The organism is Micromonospora sp. L31, from assembly GCF_052068075.1.
Taxonomy (GTDB): domain Bacteria; phylum Actinomycetota; class Actinomycetes; order Mycobacteriales; family Micromonosporaceae; genus Micromonospora; species Micromonospora purpureochromogenes.
Map to the genome: position 1 here is coordinate 314,196 of NZ_JBQHDC010000005.1, position 14,969 is coordinate 329,164.

Annotated in this window: 16 protein-coding genes and 1 pseudogene; 11 read left to right on the forward strand and 6 right to left on the reverse strand. The window is 74.4% G+C overall.

From position 1 onward, the window contains the following. Positions 1 to 10 precede the first annotated feature (10 nt). From ACTMS9_RS16740 to ACTMS9_RS16750, 3 genes are all read left to right on the forward strand, one after another. Positions 11 to 874 carry an alpha/beta hydrolase family protein gene (locus ACTMS9_RS16740; protein ID WP_441165394.1) on the forward strand — a complete coding sequence of 288 codons (864 nt, stop codon included), beginning with the start codon at positions 11 to 13 and terminating at the stop codon, positions 872 to 874. Positions 875 to 1,050: 176 nt separating this feature from the next. Beyond that, the gene (locus ACTMS9_RS16745) at positions 1,051 to 1,683 is read left to right on the forward strand and encodes a hypothetical protein (RefSeq protein ID WP_334574703.1); all 633 of its coding nucleotides are present in this window, start codon (positions 1,051 to 1,053) and stop codon (positions 1,681 to 1,683) included. 107 nt (positions 1,684 to 1,790) lie between these two features. Beyond that, a complete protein-coding gene (locus ACTMS9_RS16750) occupies positions 1,791 to 2,180 on the forward strand; it encodes a hypothetical protein (protein WP_441147909.1) in 390 nt (129 codons plus the stop codon). A 161-nt stretch (positions 2,181 to 2,341) separates the two neighbouring features. On the opposite strand, the gene ACTMS9_RS16755 is transcribed toward ACTMS9_RS16750, so the two are convergent. Both ACTMS9_RS16755 and ACTMS9_RS16760 read right to left on the reverse strand, forming a co-directional pair. Continuing rightward, entirely contained in the window at positions 2,342 to 2,572 is a 231-nt protein-coding gene (locus ACTMS9_RS16755) for a GTPase activator (protein ID WP_210779368.1), read from the reverse strand. A gap of 58 nt (positions 2,573 to 2,630) precedes the next feature. Continuing rightward, positions 2,631 to 3,527, reverse strand: a complete 897-nt coding sequence (locus tag ACTMS9_RS16760) for a DUF72 domain-containing protein (protein WP_441165395.1) — start codon at positions 3,525 to 3,527, stop codon at positions 2,631 to 2,633. A gap of 120 nt (positions 3,528 to 3,647) precedes the next feature. Here ACTMS9_RS16760 and ACTMS9_RS16765 point away from each other — a divergent pair, with 120 nt between their 5' ends. From ACTMS9_RS16765 to ACTMS9_RS16775, 3 genes are all read left to right on the forward strand, one after another. After that, on the forward strand, positions 3,648 to 4,154 hold the full coding sequence (locus tag ACTMS9_RS16765; protein WP_441147905.1) for a DinB family protein: 507 nt from the start codon (positions 3,648 to 3,650) through the stop codon (positions 4,152 to 4,154). Positions 4,155 to 4,378: 224 nt separating this feature from the next. Further along, the gene (locus tag ACTMS9_RS16770) at positions 4,379 to 5,134 is read left to right on the forward strand and encodes a hypothetical protein (RefSeq protein ID WP_441147903.1); all 756 of its coding nucleotides are present in this window, start codon (positions 4,379 to 4,381) and stop codon (positions 5,132 to 5,134) included. Between the two features lie 59 nt (positions 5,135 to 5,193). Then, positions 5,194 to 5,916: a Pr6Pr family membrane protein gene (locus tag ACTMS9_RS16775; RefSeq protein WP_441147901.1), complete on the forward strand. Its 723-nt coding sequence runs from the start codon at positions 5,194 to 5,196 to the stop codon at positions 5,914 to 5,916. Positions 5,917 to 5,965: 49 nt separating this feature from the next. On the opposite strand, the gene ACTMS9_RS16780 is transcribed toward ACTMS9_RS16775, so the two are convergent. Next, positions 5,966 to 8,032, reverse strand: a complete 2,067-nt coding sequence (locus ACTMS9_RS16780) for an amylo-alpha-1,6-glucosidase (protein ID WP_441165396.1) — start codon at positions 8,030 to 8,032, stop codon at positions 5,966 to 5,968. Beyond that, the gene (locus ACTMS9_RS16785; RefSeq protein WP_441147897.1) at positions 8,029 to 8,403 is read right to left on the reverse strand and encodes an SCP2 sterol-binding domain-containing protein; all 375 of its coding nucleotides are present in this window, start codon (positions 8,401 to 8,403) and stop codon (positions 8,029 to 8,031) included. Before ACTMS9_RS16785 ends, ACTMS9_RS16780 begins: the two co-directional genes overlap by 4 nt. 221 nt (positions 8,404 to 8,624) lie before the next feature. Here ACTMS9_RS16785 and ACTMS9_RS16790 point away from each other — a divergent pair. After that, a pseudogene (locus ACTMS9_RS16790) lies at positions 8,625 to 9,529 on the forward strand (glycoside hydrolase family 88 protein). Between the two features lie 7 nt (positions 9,530 to 9,536). On the opposite strand, the gene ACTMS9_RS16795 reads toward ACTMS9_RS16790, so the two are convergent. Then, the gene (locus tag ACTMS9_RS16795; RefSeq protein WP_441147895.1) at positions 9,537 to 10,046 is read right to left on the reverse strand and encodes a mycothiol transferase; all 510 of its coding nucleotides are present in this window, start codon (positions 10,044 to 10,046) and stop codon (positions 9,537 to 9,539) included. Between the two features lie 81 nt (positions 10,047 to 10,127). Between ACTMS9_RS16795 and ACTMS9_RS16800 the strand changes: the two genes are divergently transcribed. Beyond that, positions 10,128 to 10,643, forward strand: coding sequence for a 2'-5' RNA ligase family protein (locus ACTMS9_RS16800; protein WP_441147893.1), 516 nt, complete (start codon positions 10,128 to 10,130; stop codon positions 10,641 to 10,643). A 46-nt stretch (positions 10,644 to 10,689) separates the two neighbouring features. After that, positions 10,690 to 11,082, forward strand: coding sequence for an MmcQ/YjbR family DNA-binding protein (locus ACTMS9_RS16805; protein WP_210779555.1), 393 nt, complete (start codon positions 10,690 to 10,692; stop codon positions 11,080 to 11,082). 33 nt (positions 11,083 to 11,115) lie between these two features. Here the strand turns inward: ACTMS9_RS16805 and ACTMS9_RS16810 are convergent, their stop codons facing one another. Then, entirely contained in the window at positions 11,116 to 11,571 is a 456-nt protein-coding gene (locus tag ACTMS9_RS16810) for an SRPBCC family protein (protein ID WP_441165397.1), read from the reverse strand. Positions 11,572 to 12,425: 854 nt separating this feature from the next. Between ACTMS9_RS16810 and ACTMS9_RS16815 the strand changes: the two genes are divergently transcribed. Then, complete coding sequence (locus ACTMS9_RS16815) at positions 12,426 to 13,985, forward strand: phenylalanine aminomutase (D-beta-phenylalanine forming) (RefSeq protein WP_441165398.1); 1,560 nt, start codon at positions 12,426 to 12,428, stop codon at positions 13,983 to 13,985. After that, entirely contained in the window at positions 13,982 to 14,962 is a 981-nt protein-coding gene (locus ACTMS9_RS16820) for an ACP S-malonyltransferase (RefSeq protein ID WP_441165399.1), read from the forward strand. The genes ACTMS9_RS16815 and ACTMS9_RS16820 overlap by 4 nt, the downstream gene beginning before the upstream one ends. The last annotated feature ends 7 nt before the right edge of the window (positions 14,963 to 14,969 follow it).

Consider the following 14,969-nt stretch of genomic DNA (forward strand, 5'->3'; position numbering starts at 1 on the left):
GGCTGGGGCGGTGAGCGGGGACATCGAGTACAGCCAGGAGTTCGTCGACGTCGACGGCGCGCGCATCGGGGTGCAGGTCTACCCCGAACCGGACGGGCCGGCCGGCGCGCCGGTGGTGGTGCTCTGGCCGGCGATGGGCGTCCGGGCCCGCTACTACCGCCCGTTCGCCGCCGCGCTGCGCGACGCCGGCCTGGCCGTGGTCGTGGCCGACCTGCGCGGCACCGGCGCCAGCACCCCCGCACCGAGCCGCGCCTGCCGCTACGGCTACGCCGAGCTGGCCGGTGACGTCGGGGCGGTGCTCGACGCGCTCAAGCCCCGGCTGGACGGGCGTACCCGGCTGCTGCTCGGGCACTCCCTCGGCGGGCAGGCGGCCCTGCTGCACCTCGCCCTGCACGGCGCGGACGCGGTCGACGGGCTCGCCCTGCTCGCCGTCGGCATGCCGTACTGGCGCAGCTACCCCGGCGCCCGGCGGTACGGGGTGCTGCCGTACACCCAGGGCATCGCGGCGACCGCGGCGGCACTGGGCGTCTGGCCGGGCTGGGGCTTCGGCGGGCGGCAGGCGCGCAGGGTGATCCGGGACTGGGCGCACACCGCCCGGACCGGGCGCTTCCCGGTGCTGGACGGGGTGGACGCCGAGGTGGCGGTGGGGCGGATCGGCACGCCGGTGCTGGCGGTCAGCGTCGACGACGACCAGTACACCCCGCACAGCACCCTGGACCACCTCTGCGCCAAGCTGACCGCCGCGCCGATCACCCGGGACCGCTACACGACCGCCGAGGCCGGCGCCCCGCTGGACCACTTCACCTGGGTGCGCGCCGGGCGGCCGCTGGCCGCCCGGGTGGCGGCCTTCGCGGCGGGCCTGCCCCGCCGCTGAGCGGCCGTACCGGCCCGCCCCACCCCCGGATTCCCGGCGGCATCCCCCGGATTCCCGGCGGCACCGCCGGGACGAACGGCGCGTGAAGGGACGTCCCGACCGCCGGTGAGATCGGGTGCGTAGCCGCGCGTCGGGCGGGTATGCCGCTGCGCCCGAATACGGTGGAGGGGGATCAGATGTCCGAACGGCACACCGCACTGCGCTCGATGCACGATCTGGGCCTGGCAGCCTGGTTCGGCGGCTCCCTGATGGGAGCGCTCGGCGTCAACGGGGCGGCGGCGCGGATCAGCGACTCGACTCAGCGACTCCCGATCGCGTCGGCGGGGTGGTCCCGCTGGACGCCGGTGAACGCGGCGGCGATCGGCGCCCACCTGGCCGGCGCGGTCGGCGAACTGGCCACGGAGAGCCCGCGGGTGTTCGGCCAGCGGGGCGTGGGGAGGATCAGCGCCGTCAAGACGGCGCTGACCATCGGCGCGCTCGCGGTGACCGGCTACAGCCGGTTGCTCGGCATGCGGTTGGAGAAGGCCGGCAACCCGCCGGTCCAGGGGACCACCGAGCCCAACTACCAGACCCCGTCCGACGTGGCCTCCTGCCAGCGGCAGATGAAGCTGCTCCAGTGGGCCGTTCCGGCGCTGACCGGGGCGCTGGTCGTGGTCACGTCGTACATGGGCGAGCAGCAGAAGCCCGGCCAGGTGTTCCGCGGGATGCTGGGACGTGCCGGCGGGATCATGAGCGCGCCGACGTCGATCGGGAAGCTCGCGGCGATGGGCACGGCCAACCGTCAGCGCCGGATGGCGATGGCCGGCTGAACGCCGGGCCCGACCGGTGCGCCGGTGGCCGTCGGCGACGGCGGCCGGCGTACCGGTCGGGACGGGCGCGACAACGGCCGGTCGGGAAGACGAGCTGCGAGGTGGCCATGACGGCGAACAAGGGACCGAGGCGGGGCGCGGGGCGGGGGCCGGAGTCCGCCGCCCCCTGGGGCACCACGGACGGCTTCGACGCGGACCCGCCCTGGGGCGCGGGCAAGCACGACCCGATGGACGAGGGCAGCGAGGAGACCGCCGTGCCGGAGGGCCGGCGGGGTGAGCGCCGCGCCGGCGCGCCGAGCGGGCCGTCCGGGCGGGAGGGCCGGCACGGCTTCGGTTCGGTGGAGCCGACCCGCTACACGGACGCGGGGCCGGGCGCACCGCCCGACCCGGCGCCGTCGGCACGCACCTTCCCCGACGACACGGCCGGCGGGGACCTGCCGGACAACGCGCTGGAGGAGGCCACCGGGATGCACCCGGAGGGGGTCACCCGGGACTGACGTGGGGGTGACGGGCCGTGCCCGGGACAGGCGTCCCCGGCACGGCCCGACCGCACCTCGGCCCGGTCACCGCGGGTACGCGGACGGGACCGGCCACGGCGACCCGTGGCCGGTCCCGCCGGCGTCCGTCCCCGGACCGGACCAGCGGTCCGTCATCCGCCTCAGGAGCCGGTGCCGTCCTCCTCGGCGGCCGGTGGCGGCGGCGGCTCGGCGACGGGCCGGCCGGTCTCGTCCACCAGTCCCGGCGCCATGCTGCCGCCGTGCGCCTCCTCCGCCTCGCGGACCCGGCGGGCCTCGGCGTCGTCCGGTACGGCCCTCATTCGGTCCGGAGCGCCGCCTAGCGGCGCGGAGGCCGAATTATGGCCGTCGCCCGGCTGTTGTTCCTGCGTCATCGCGGCACCTTTCTGTCGTTGCCGGCGCGGTACCCGAGCCCCGGGACGACAAACCGCCTCACACCCCGGCGCGCTCCGGCGCGGGGGTCACGCCGAGCAGCTCGGCCAGCCGGGCGGCGTCGCGCTGGGCCTGTCCCTCGCAGCAGTTGTTGAACAGCACGTGCAGCTCGCCGGCGCTCTCGGCCAGGTCGACCAGCAGCTCCGCCCAGCGGCGCAGCTCCCCGTCGGAGTAGGCGTAGCGGAACCGGTCCTCCTTGCTGCCGCCCTCCCAGTGGGCGCTGTGCCCGTGGAACCGGACCACCGCCGGCTCGGCCGTGGCGACCATGATCGGTGGCACCGAGGACGGGTGGCCCTGGGGCATGTCCACGCAGACCATGCCGAGGTCGTTGTCGCGCAGGAAGGTCACCGTCTCGGCGGCGGCCGGGTCCTCGAACCAGGAGGCGTGCCGCAGCTCCACCGCCACCGGCCAGGGCCGGCAGCGCCCGGCCAGCTCCACGATCCGCCGCCGAGCGGCCTCACCCCGCGTCAGCCACGGCGGGAACTGCAACAGCACCGCGCCGAGCCGGTCGTCCGCCGCGAGCGGCTCCAGCGCCGCCCGGAACCGGCGCCACAGTTCCTCGTACGCCCGCTCGGGCAGCTCGCGGCGGCGGATCCGGGCCGGGCCACCGGCCGGCCGCAGGTCCTTCGGCAGCATCGACACCGGCGTCGGATGGCCGGTGAAGAGGCTGAACGCCTTGACGTCGAAGGTGAACCCGGGCGGGGTGGCCTCGACCCAGCCGGCGGTGGTCTCCGGTGCCGGGACCGCGTAGTACGAGGTGTCCACCTCGACCAGTCCGAAGTGGCGGGCGTAGAAGCCGAGCCGGTCGGCGGGGGTCTTCGCCGACCGCGGGTACCAGCCGGACCGCAGCAGCGTCTGGTCCGCCCAGGAGGACGTGCCGACCAAAATGTCACCCATGTAGTTCAGTGGACCGCCGGAGCGCCGGATCGGCAACCGCTGGCGTCACGTGGCGGGCGCGGAAAGTGTCGGTGCACCGGCCTAGCCTGAACCTCGACGACATCGACGGAAGGTGCAGCGATGACCACTTCGGAGCGGGTTCTCACCGGCGAGCGGGCCGACCTGACCCAGACCCTCGGCCGGCACCGGGGTTTCCTGCGCCAGACGGTGCGCGGGCTGACCGACGAGCAGGCCGCGGCGCGCACCACCGTCAGTGAGCTCTGCCTCGGCGGGCTGATCAAGCACGTGGCGGTCACCGAGGATCGCTGGATGCGGTTCGCGGTCGGTGGCGCGGAGGCGATGCAGAGCGAGCCGCTGGACTGGGCGAACGGGTTCCGGATGGTCGAGGGTGAGACGCTCGCCGGGCTGCTCGACCACTACGCGCAGGTCGCCGCCCGCACCGACGAGCTGATCGCCACCCTCGACCTGGACGCCGCGCAGGCGCTGCCGGTGGCGCCCTGGTTCGAGCCGGGTGCGAGCTGGTCGGTACGCCGGGTCCTGCTGCACCTCATCGCGGAGACCTCGCAGCACGCCGGGCACGCCGACATCCTCCGCGAGGTGATCGACGGCGCCAAGACGATGGGCTGACCCGCCCCGGTCAGCGGGCTCGATCGAGGTCGCAGACGTCCCGGGTCCCGCCGATCTCGCTGGCCTGCCCCTCAACGCATCGGGCAGCGCAACACCCTCATTGTCACGCACCGTAAGGGTGCTGGCGCGTCGCGGTTGACCTGACAGGTGTCGCCGCGTGATCAGCGCCACCCTCAGGGCGGAGATGTGACGTCGGGGGGGTGCCCGGCGCTGAGGGACACGAGATGAACGCACATCGGATGGACCAGGAAACCGTCGAGCGGTTGCTCGTCGGCCCGGTCGTCGACGCGCACGACGGGCCGGAGCCGCTCGTCCGGCTGCTGACGGCGGTGCGTGCCGCGCCGCACCCCGGCGAGCTGCGCGGGGAGAGCGCCGCGATGCACGCGTTCCGCAGTGCCCGCGCCGGGTCTCCGCTGCCGGCTCCGTCGCCCGTCCGCTCATTCTCCCTGGCCCGACTGGCCGGGCTGAAGGTCGCGCTCGCCGGTCTCGCCGTGGCCGCCACCGGGGGCGTCGCCTTCGCCGCCGCCACCGGCACGTTGCCCGGACCGCTGCACCGCGACGCGCCGGTCACCCCGCCGTCCGCCGTGCCGCAGTCCACCTCGCCCACCACCGCCGGGCCCGGCGGGTCCGCCGCTCCGTCCAGCGTGAAGCCGGAACCGAGCCGGCCGACACCGGCCGCGTCGATCCTCGGGCTGTGCCGCTCCTACCGCGCCGCGGTCGGGGAGAACCCCGGTCGGGCCCTGGACAACCCGGCCTTCGCCGGCCTCGTCACCAGGGCCGGTGGCCGGGACGAGGTGGCCGGCTACTGCGAGCGCGTGGTCCGCGACAGCGCGGTCCCGGCACCGCCCTCCGCATCCCCCTCGGCCGCCCGTTCGACGCCCACCGAGCGGCCGACCGGCCGGCCGTCGGACGCGCCCTCCACCGCGGGCGGCAAGCCGGACGCCCCCGCCCGGACCGTCCCGTCCCGCCCGACCGGCTGACCATCGCCGGCCAGCCGGCTCCGCCGGCTGGTGAGCGGCGGGGCTGGTAGCTTGCGCCGATGAGTCTGCGGCGTCGACGCGTGGCGGTGGCCTTCCGCCTGGCGATCGTCATCGGCGTGCTGGCCGGGATCGTGCTCACCGCGCTCGGTCCGGCCACGGTCACCGGTCTCCTGCCGTACTTCACCATCCAGAGCAACGTCGCGGTCGGGCTGTTCGCGGGCCACGCGGGGTGGCGGGCCTGGCGGGCCCGGCCCGAGCCGCCGTCGGCGCTCAAGGGCGCGGTCACCCTCTACATCACCATCACCGGGGTGGTCTACCACCTGGTCCTGGCCAACCCGGCCAGCCCCTTCGCGATGCCCCAGCCGGACCGCGCGCTCGGCGAGGCGCTGGGCAACCAGTTCCTGCACACCGTCGTGCCGCTGCTGGCGATCGCCGACTGGGCGCTGTTCGACCAGCGCGGCCGGCTACGGCTGCGCTACGCCGCCTGGTGGCTGGCCTTCCCGCTGGCGTACCTGGGCTTCGCGCTGGTGCGCGGGCTCCTCGTGCACCGGTACCCGTACCCGTTCATCGACGCCGGGCAGCTCGGCTACGCCGGGGTGTCGGTCAGCGCGATCTTCTTCGCCTTTGCGTTCTGGCTGCTCGGCCTGCTCTTCGTCGGCGTCGACCGTGGGCTGTCCCGGCGGGTCGCCGCCCGGCCGGCCGACGCCCCGGCGCCCGCCGTTCCCGCGCCGGGCCCGGCCCCCGACGACGCCGCGACGGAGACACCCGCCGCACAGCGGTGACCGCGCCGCGGCCACCGTCGAGGGCGGTACGCGCGACGTGGTCGCGCGGTCAGCGCGAACGGGGACGCCGCCCGTTCGCGCGGGCCGAGCGGTCCCGGCCGTACGCGTCGGCGTGGCCCCAGCGCCCGGGGACGTCCAGCAGCTCCAGCCGGCCGAAGCCCTGCGGCACGGCCGGGGTGACCAGCAGTTCGTCCCCGCAGGGCCGCAGCCCGAGGATGGTGCCCAGCAGCATCAGCAGCGCGCCGGAGGCCCAGGACTGGGGGCGGCCCGCCATCGGCAGCTGGACGGGGTACCGGGTGATCTCGCGCGGGTAGCCGGCGATCACCTCGGGCACCGGGCCGCCGAGCAGTTCCGCGACCGCGAGGACGCCGGCCGCGACCCGGGCCGCCTCGTCGTCGTGGTGGTAGCGGCGCAGGCCGGCGGCGATCAGCGAGTTGTCCGACGGCCAGACGGCGCCGACGTGCGCTCCCACCGGGTTGTACGGCAGCTGCCCCTCGGCCAGCGTCCGCACGCCCCACCCGGTGAACATCTCCGGCCCGAGCAGGTGCTCCGCGACCTGCGCGGACCGCTCCTCCTCGACGATCCCGCTCCACAGCAGGTGGCCGATGTTGGAGGTGAGTGTCTCCACCGGGGTGCCGTCCGGCTCCAACGCCAGCGCGTAGTGCCCGCGCCGGGGCAGCCAGAAGTCCCGGTTGAACCGCTCCTTGAGCGCCGCCGCCTCCCGCTCCAGCCGGTGGGCGTACGCCGGGTCGCCCCAGAACTCCCGCGCCAGCCGGGCACCCCGCAGCTTCGCGTCGTACGCGTACCCCTGGAGTTCGCAGGTCGCTCGCGGAAGGGCGGCCTGGCGGCCGTCGCGGTGCACGATCGCGTCGGGCGAGTTCTTCCAGGTCTGGTTGACCAGCCCGTTGCGCGAGTTGCGCCGCTGGTAGCGCAGGTAGCCGTCGCCGGTCAGGTCCCCGTACGCGTCGATCCAGTCCAGCGCCATCCGGGCCGGGTGCTGCAGCTCCCGGACCAGCGCGGCGTCGCCGGACCAGCGCTCGTACTCGTCGAGCAGGACGACGAAGAGCGGCGTGGTGTCGGCGGCGCCGTAGTAGAGCGCGGTCGGCTCGTCGCCGAAGCCGGCGGACTCGCCGTAGCGCAGCTCCCCGAGGATCTTGCCGGGCTCCTCGTCGTGGTAGTCGTCGAGTCGCCCGCCCTGGAGCAGAGCCAGCAGCCGCAGGGTGGTCGGGGTCAGTTCGGGGGTGAACGGCAGCGCCTGGAGGCAGGTGATCATGGCGTCCCGGCCGTAGAGCGCCATCGCCCAGGGCAGGCCGCCCACCGGCACTCGCCCGGGGTAGGACAGCGGCGGGTAGCGCAGCGCGGCCAGGTCGGTCAGCGCGCCGTGGTAGACGTCCGTCAGGACGTCGCGCTCGGCCACCAGCCGCGGTGCCCGGTCCAGCCAGTCCCGCAGGTCATGACGCATGTCGTGGTCGACCCGCTGCCGGTGCGTCCCCAGGCTGGCCCGCACGTCACGACCGCCCGCGCCGTGGATGATCATGTTGACGTGTAGGTCGGTGACCCACTGCCCGTTCGGGGGCACGGTGATCCGGTAGGTGATGCCACCCGCGTCGACGTGGCCCGGGGCGGTCGTGGAGACCGCCGCCTCCCGGCAGAACCGTTCCCGCTCGTACCGCAGCCGGAGCACCCCCTCGTTCGGGAAGGCGGTCGCGGTCGTCCGGCGCGGCCGGGGGCTGCGGATCTCCGAGGTGTCGGCGAAGTCGGCGTCGATGTCCATCCGGACGACGAACTGGGCCGGGCGGGCGGAGTGGTTGAGCACCGCGATCCGCTCGTTGAAGCTGTCGTCGATGGAGCGGTGCCGGATGACCGAGACGTCCGCGTCGACGTAGTGGCTGGCCGTGCCGGGTACCAGGAAGAACTGGGTTTCGAAGTGGCTCATGTCGTCCCGGGACAGGGCGTGCAGCCGCTCGCCGTCGACGGTGAGCACCCAGCGGGACAGGAACCGCGTGTCGAAGGAGAAGAGCCCGACCGGCGCCCGCGGGTCGACCTCCATGTCGCCCTGGGCGTCGCTGGCCGCGAAGGCGTTGCCGGCGATGACGTGGACGAGTTCCTGTCTCACCGGCCCAGGCTCTCTCGGGCGACGTCGCGGGGGTGCCGGGCGTCGACCGGCCCCGGGAAGATCCGTCGCAGGGCCAGCAGCAACCGCATGTCGCCCTGCACGGTCAGGTCGTTGCGCAGCAGCGACTGCACCACCTCCGTCCGGCCGTTGACGAGCCGGTCGAAGACCTCCCGGTCGGCCCGCACCACCAGGTCGGCGTCGTCGGGCGAGCGTTTTACGTCGAGAGACTGGTCGTGCAGGGTGAGGTACCAGTGCTCCGTGCGGCCCCCGTCGTGCAGGTCGAGCCGGATCGTGCCGGTGAGGGTCTCGGGCAGTCGCGGGCGGCGGCGCGACGACAGCCGCTCCAGGAACTCGGTCCCCGACGTCGCCATGGCACCCCTCCCCCGTCGGTCCGCAGCCCGGTGAGCACGATCGCAGGCGCCGGGGTGAGACCGCCTCACCCGTACCGGGTGAGGCGGCCCGGTCCCTCCCCTCGGCAGCCGAAAGGCTCACGGGTGCCCCGCCGGATCCGGGGTAGCAGGAGCGGAGGGAGGCGACGATGCGTGAACCGGACGACCCCCGGGTGGGCCGGGTGCTCGCGGCGCTGCTGGCCATGCAGCGGCAGTCGTGGGAGCAGGGGGTGACCGGCCAGGCGCTGCTCGACCTCGGGCTCGACCAGCAGGCGGTGCTGCTCGCCGACGCGGCGGTGACCCGTCAGCACCCGGACGGCCGGCTCGGCGACGTCTCCGGGGAGGACGGCGCGGTCAACGGCGCGGCCTGCGGGGAGGCCCTGCGGCACGCCGTCCGGGCGCATCCGGACGAGCGGTGGGCGGCGGCGCTGGACCGGCAGCTCGACTGGCTGCTGACCCGGGCGCCCCGGGCCGGCGACGGCACCCTGTTCCACCTGCTCGGCAACCGGCAGGTCTGGGCGGACACGGTGTACATGGTGGTGCCGCTGCTCGCCCTCTGCGGGCATCCCGGACCGGCGGCGGCCCAGGTCGACGGTCACCGTCGCCGACTGTACGACGAGCGCAGCGGGCTCTACGCGGCGCGCTGGGACTCCGACCGGGCACGGCTGGACCAGCCGCAGCACTGGGCACCGGCAACGGCTGGGTGGTCGCCGGCATCGCCCGCGCGCTGCGGCTGCGGCCCGACTGGCCGACCGGGCAGCGCGAGGAGCTGGCCGGACACGCCCGGACGGTGCTCGACGCCTGCCTGACCCACCGCCGGCCGGACGGGCTCTTCCACGACGTGCTCGACGACCCCGGCAGCTTCGTCGAGGCCAACGTCGCGCAGATGCTGGCGTACGCGGCGCTGACCGGGGTCGCCGACGGCTGGCTGCCGGCCGCCTACCGGGACGTCGGGCGGGACCTGTTGGCCGCCGCCACCCGGCAGGTCGACCGGCACGGGTTGGTCCGGCCGGTCAGTGGCGCGCCGCACTTCACCCGCCCCGGCACCTCCCCGGAGGCGCAGGCGTTCCACCTGCTCGCGTACGCCGCCCTGCGCCGGGCCGGGTGACGGCGGCTCACCCGGCGCGGAGCAGGCCCCGGACGTAGCCGGCCTGGCCGGCGTGCTGGAGCCCGTCGTCGGCCACGCTGACCAGCCGCACCCCGAGGGTCACCGGTGGGTCCCACGCCTCGTCCACCACCCGGTCCAGGTCCGCCGGCCGCAGCCCGGCCAGGAACGTCCGGGTACGCCCCGCGACCGCGTCGTAGTAGTCGACCAGGGCGCGGGAGCTGTCCGGGCGTACCGAGGCGACCCGCTGCGGGGTGTGGCCGTAGCCGGTGTCGTTGGGATCGGGGTCCAGGCCGAACCGAGCGGCCCAGTCACCGGCGGTCCAGACCTGCTCCGCGCCGAGCAGGTCGGCGACATGGTGGTCCTGGATCCGGGTCAGGTGCCAGACCAGCCAGCCGACCGGGTTGCCGCCGGGCGTCGGCGATCGGCGCAGCTCCGCCGGGCTCAGCCCGTCCACCGCCGCGCGCACCAGGTCGGGCAGCCGGTCGTAGATCTCGGTCAGCAGGTCGTCCACGTCCACCGGAACACTCCTTCGCGGGCCGCCGTCTCCGGTCGGGTACCGCCGGCCGGGGCCGGTAAACCCGGCATCTAGGGTGATCACGTGGTCGCGGCGCTGGAGCTGTATCTGGACACCGACGCCACCCGTCGCATCCGGGTGCTCTGGGACGCGCTGGAGGCCGAGGGCGTACAGAGCATGCGCTCGCTGCTGGAGCAGCGGCACCGGCCGCACGTGTCCCTCGCCGTGGCGCCCCGCCTCGACCCGGAGCGGGTGGCCGACGCCCTGCGCGGAACGGTGGTCGCCACGCCGCTGCGGCTCAGTTTCGACCACGCCGGCCAGTTCGTCGGCCGGGTGCTCTGGCTCGGCGTCACCCCCACCGTCGAGCTGCTGGCCCAGCACGCCCTGGTGCACGAGCGGCTGACCCGGGCCGGGATCACCCTGTCCGAGCAGTACCACCCGGGGCGCTGGGTGCCGCACTGCACCCTGTCCATGCGGGTGCCGAACGTGCTGATGGCCGCCGCCGTCCGACGGTGCCTGGAGATGCTGCCGCTGGAGGCGACGGTGGTCGCCGCCGCCGTCGCCGACCACGCCCGCAACATCTCCCACCCCCTCCCCTGAGCGCCCGGTCCTTTTCCCGCCGGGCCGGCGGTCGTATGGTCGGACCGTGGCCACCTGGGACGATGTACGTCGGCTCGCGCTCGCCCTGCCGGAGACGACGGAGCGGCCGTCATACGACGGCGCGCCGGCCTGGCGGGTACGCGACAAGCCGTTCGTGTGGGAGCGACCGCTGCGCCGGGCGGACCACGACGCCCTGGGCGACGCCGCTCCCGACGGTCCGATCCTCGGCGCGCAGCTGCCCGACCTAGGTGCCAAGGAGGCGCTGCTCGCCGACGACCCGGCGATCTACTTCACCACCCCGCACTTCGACGGCTATCCGGCGGTGCTGGTCCGGTTGGACCGGATCACCGTGCCGGAGCTGACCGAGCTGGTCCTGGACGCCTGGTACGCCCGGGCGCCGAAACGGCTCGCCGCGGCCCACCGCGCCGGCGAGGCGTAGGCACACCCCGGGGGAGCTGAAGGGCGGGTTCAGTCAGCGGCGCCAGTCGCGGAAGACGAACCGGTGCACCGCCTTGAGCCCGATCCCGACGGCCAGGGCCCGGGCCCACCGGAACCGACCGCGCACCTCGACCCGAGTGCTGCGGGTGAGCCGCGTCGCCCGGCCGCCGGCCGCCGGCGTCAGCTCGAAAGTGTCGGTCAACGCGCCGACGCACGGGCCGAACGGCAGGTCGGTGCGCTCCATGTGGAACGCCAGCCGGGCCGGCGGCGACCACTCGGTGATCCGCTGGTACACGACCCCCTGGTCGGAGACGCACTGCCGGGGCGCGCCCACCGCGCCGGGCCCCGCCGGCAGGAAGCACTCGACCGGGGTGGGCGCGCCGAGCCGGAACACCGGGCAGCGGGGCGTCGAGGTGATCCGCGAGTCGCAGAGCAGCGGCCAGACCGCCTCCGGCGGCCGGCGTACCAGGGTGGTGGTCCGCACCAGCATCAGCGCCCACCCCCGCCGGTGAGCGCGGCGGACGTAGCGGCACCTGTCGTATCCATGCCGCTGACGCTACGAACGCGCCGCCGCGGCAGCCTCCCCCGGCGGAGGGAACCCACTCCCCCAGGCCGGTGTCACCGCGGTCGTTCGGCACCCATGGTGTTCCACGCGTCAGTCGGCCGGCGTGGCGCGTTGCGGGCGCCGTGGTGGTCGGCGCCCGGCGCGGTAGGGGTTCTGAGCCTTTCGAGCTGATGTCGTGGACGACTCAGCCGACTGGATGGCGGGCGCCATCCCGCAAGATGGTGCTCATCCGCCTGGTGGTGGCCCGCTGCGGCCGACCGACACCACTGCTTCCAGATTGGCGCGATCCGCCCGTCGCGGCATCCACCCCGACAGGGCTGATTCGTTTACGTCATCAGCTCTACAGGGCCGCATGACACCACCCCACTCCCCGCAGCGACTGCGGCTCAGCCCAGGTGATCAGGCTCCGCTCGGAGAGCCCAGCCCCGCTCGGCTAGGTTCTGCCGAAACGGGGTGCCGGACTGGACCGGACACCCCGGCCTCGCGTACCCGATGGGGACCTTCCGCCACCGCGAGCCGTTCCAATGGGCGCGGCTGGCGCCGGCCGGGGCAAGGGGTCCGGGCCGGGCCCCGGTTAGGGGCCGCTCGCGCCCTTCTAGGGGTACGCCCGGTCTGTTCCACCCGCGACGGAGGCGGCTTGACTGACCCTGCGCACCCGTCGGGTTCCACGGGGCACCTGTTCAGAGGCAGTGCGACACCGCGCTGCCCGATGGTCCCACCCGACGCGGACAACGCTGACATCCGTCCCGCGGAGGGGGTTCGATCTCGTGGAATTCACTGTGGCAGCCGACCAATGGGTCCGGCTGGAGCAACTGGAGGCGGCGGCCACGCACTCGGTGCCGGTCGGCCTCGACGACAAGGTCTGGCAGCGCGTCCAGACCTCCCGGGAGACGCTGCAGCGTTTCGTCGACGAGGGCCGGGTCATCTACGGCGTCAACACCAGCATGGGCGGCTTCGTCGACTGGCTGGTGCCGGTCACCATGGCCCAGCAGCTCCAGGAGAACCTGATCAACGCGGTGGCCACCAACGTCGGGCCGCACCTGGACGACCGGACGGTCCGGGCGATCATGCTGTCCCGGATCGTGTCGCTGGCCCGGGGCAACTCGGCGATCTCGCCGGCGAACCTGGAGAAGCTGATCGCCGTGTACAACGCCGGGATCATCCCGTGCGTACCGGAGAAGGGGTCGCTGGGCACCAGCGGAGACCTCGGCCCGCTCGCCGCGATCGCGCTGGCCTGCGTCGGCCAGTGGCGGGCCCGCTACCGGGGCGAGACCATGCCTGCCGCGGAGGCGCTGCGGCTGGCCGGCATCGAGCCGATGACGCTCAGCTTCAAGGAGGGGCTGGCGCTGATCAACGGCACCTCCGGCATGGTCGGCCTGGGCGGCCTGGTCTTCGCCCAGGCCGGCCGGCTGCTGGAGACGTACCTGACGGTCTCGGCGCTGTCCGTGGAGGGGCTGCGTGGGATGACCAAGCCGTTCGACCCGCGGGTGCACGAGTTGAAGCCGCACAAGGGTCAGCGCGAGATCGCCGCGCGGCTCTGGCGCACCCTGCAGGAGTCCACCCTGGCGGTCAACGAGCAGGAGACCGAGGCGGCGCTGGCCGCCGAGATGGACTCCTCGGCCAAGGCCGGCTCGCAGCCCATCGAGGACGCGTACTCGATCCGGTGCACGCCGCAGATCCTCGGTCCGGTGCTGGACAGCTTCCTCCGGATCGGCGAGACGCTGGAGGCCGAACTCAACTCGTCCAACGACAACCCGCTGGTGGTGCCGGACGAGAACGACGTGTTCCACAACGGGCACTTCCACGGCCAGTACGTGGCGATGGCGATGGACCACCTGGTCATCTCGCTGACCACCCTGACCAACCTGGCCAACCGGCGGATCGACCGGTTCCTCGACAAGAGCAACAGCAACGGGCTGCCGGCCTTCCTGTGCCGGGAGAACCCCGGCCTGCGGCTCGGCCTGATGGGCGGGCAGTTCATGACCGCCTCGCTGACCGCCGAGACGCGGGCCCTGGCGGTGCCGATGTCCGTGCAGTCGCTGACCAGCACCGGCGACTTCCAGGACATCGTCTCGTTCGGCTTCGTCGCCGCCCGGCGGGCCCGGGAGGTGCTCGCCAACGCCACCTACGTGGTCGCCTTCGAGTTGCTCTGCGCCGCCCAGGCGGTCGACATCCGGGGCAACGAGGGGCTCTCCCCGGTCACCCGTGAGCTCTACGAGCGGACCCGCGAGCTGGTCCCCTACCTCGACCGGGACGTCACCATCACCGACTACGTCGAGGCGATCGCCACCCAGATCCTGGCCGCGCCGCCGGCGTACCGGTCGGAGGTCCTGCTGTGACCGGCCCCGTGCCCGACGGCGCCGGGGCGGAGCCCGGCGGTGGGGCCACCGCCGTGGTCTTCCCCGGCATCAGCCCCAGCTCGTTCGCGCAGGTCGGGCGCTTCCTGCTGATCAACCCGGAGGCGCGCCGGCTGACCGCGCAGGCCGACGAGGCCCTCGGCTGGTCGCTGGTGGACCGTTACCGGCAGGCCGAGGGGGGCTACTCGGAGAGCGAGCGGGTGGCGTTCCTGGTGGTCTGCCTGGCGCTGGCGTACTGGGCCGAGGACGCGCTGGACGTCCGGCCCGACATCGTCGTCGGGCCGAGCTTCGGCGGCACGCCGGCCGCCGTCTACGCCGGGGCGCTCAGCTTCCCCGACGCGGTACGGCTCACCGTCGGCTGGAACCGGCACCTGGACGAGTACTTCGCCCACGCCCACAGCGACGTGGTCACCCAGTCCTTCGCCCGGACACCCCGGGCCCGGCTGGCGGAGATCCTCGGCGAGTTGGACGAGGCCGGCGAGTGGTACGAGACGGCCTGCCACGTCGACGACGACTTCTGGATGCTCTCGGTACGCCGGCACCGCCTGGACTGGCTCCAGGCGGCCGTGCGGGCGCGCGGCGGCCTGCCGCTGTACACGATGAGCCCGCCGATGCACTCGGCCGCCTTCGCCCCGCTGCGGGCGACGATGGAGCGGGAGCTGGTGGCCGGGCTGCCGTTCACCGACCCGCGGCTGCCGATGGTCTCCGACCACGACGGCGCGGTGCTGACCCGGGGCGAGCAGGTGCGTCGGTTGCTGCTGGACGGGATCGTCCGGCAGGTGCGCTGGCCCGGGGCGCTGGAGACGCTGCGCGCCCACGGGGTGTCCCGGCTCTGCGTCTCCGGCCCGGACGGGCTCTGGGGCCGGGTGGACGCGGCGCGGCGACCGTTCGACGTGCTGACCCTGACCCCGGCGCTCGCGCTGCGGCCCCGGCCGCGGCAGCGGACCCTGGTGGGATGATCCGGCG

What these genes read in the sequence shown, in the direction of transcription:
- ACTMS9_RS16810 (WP_441165397.1), bottom strand. Translation starts at nt 11,571, where the DNA reads ATGCTGGTGCGGACCACCACCCTGGTACGCCGGCCGCCGGAGGCGGTC.
- ACTMS9_RS16745 (WP_334574703.1), top strand. Translation starts at nt 1,051, where the DNA reads ATGTCCGAACGGCACACCGCACTGCGCTCGATGCACGATCTGGGCCTG.
- ACTMS9_RS16755 (WP_210779368.1), bottom strand. Translation starts at nt 2,572, where the DNA reads ATGACGCAGGAACAACAGCCGGGCGACGGCCATAATTCGGCCTCCGCG.
- ACTMS9_RS16765 (WP_441147905.1), top strand. Translation starts at nt 3,648, where the DNA reads ATGACCACTTCGGAGCGGGTTCTCACCGGCGAGCGGGCCGACCTGACC.
- ACTMS9_RS16770 (WP_441147903.1), top strand. Translation starts at nt 4,379, where the DNA reads ATGAACGCACATCGGATGGACCAGGAAACCGTCGAGCGGTTGCTCGTC.
- ACTMS9_RS16750 (WP_441147909.1), top strand. Translation starts at nt 1,791, where the DNA reads ATGACGGCGAACAAGGGACCGAGGCGGGGCGCGGGGCGGGGGCCGGAG.
- ACTMS9_RS16760 (WP_441165395.1), bottom strand. Translation starts at nt 3,527, where the DNA reads ATGGGTGACATTTTGGTCGGCACGTCCTCCTGGGCGGACCAGACGCTG.
- ACTMS9_RS16775 (WP_441147901.1), top strand. Translation starts at nt 5,194, where the DNA reads ATGAGTCTGCGGCGTCGACGCGTGGCGGTGGCCTTCCGCCTGGCGATC.
- ACTMS9_RS16785 (WP_441147897.1), bottom strand. Translation starts at nt 8,403, where the DNA reads ATGGCGACGTCGGGGACCGAGTTCCTGGAGCGGCTGTCGTCGCGCCGC.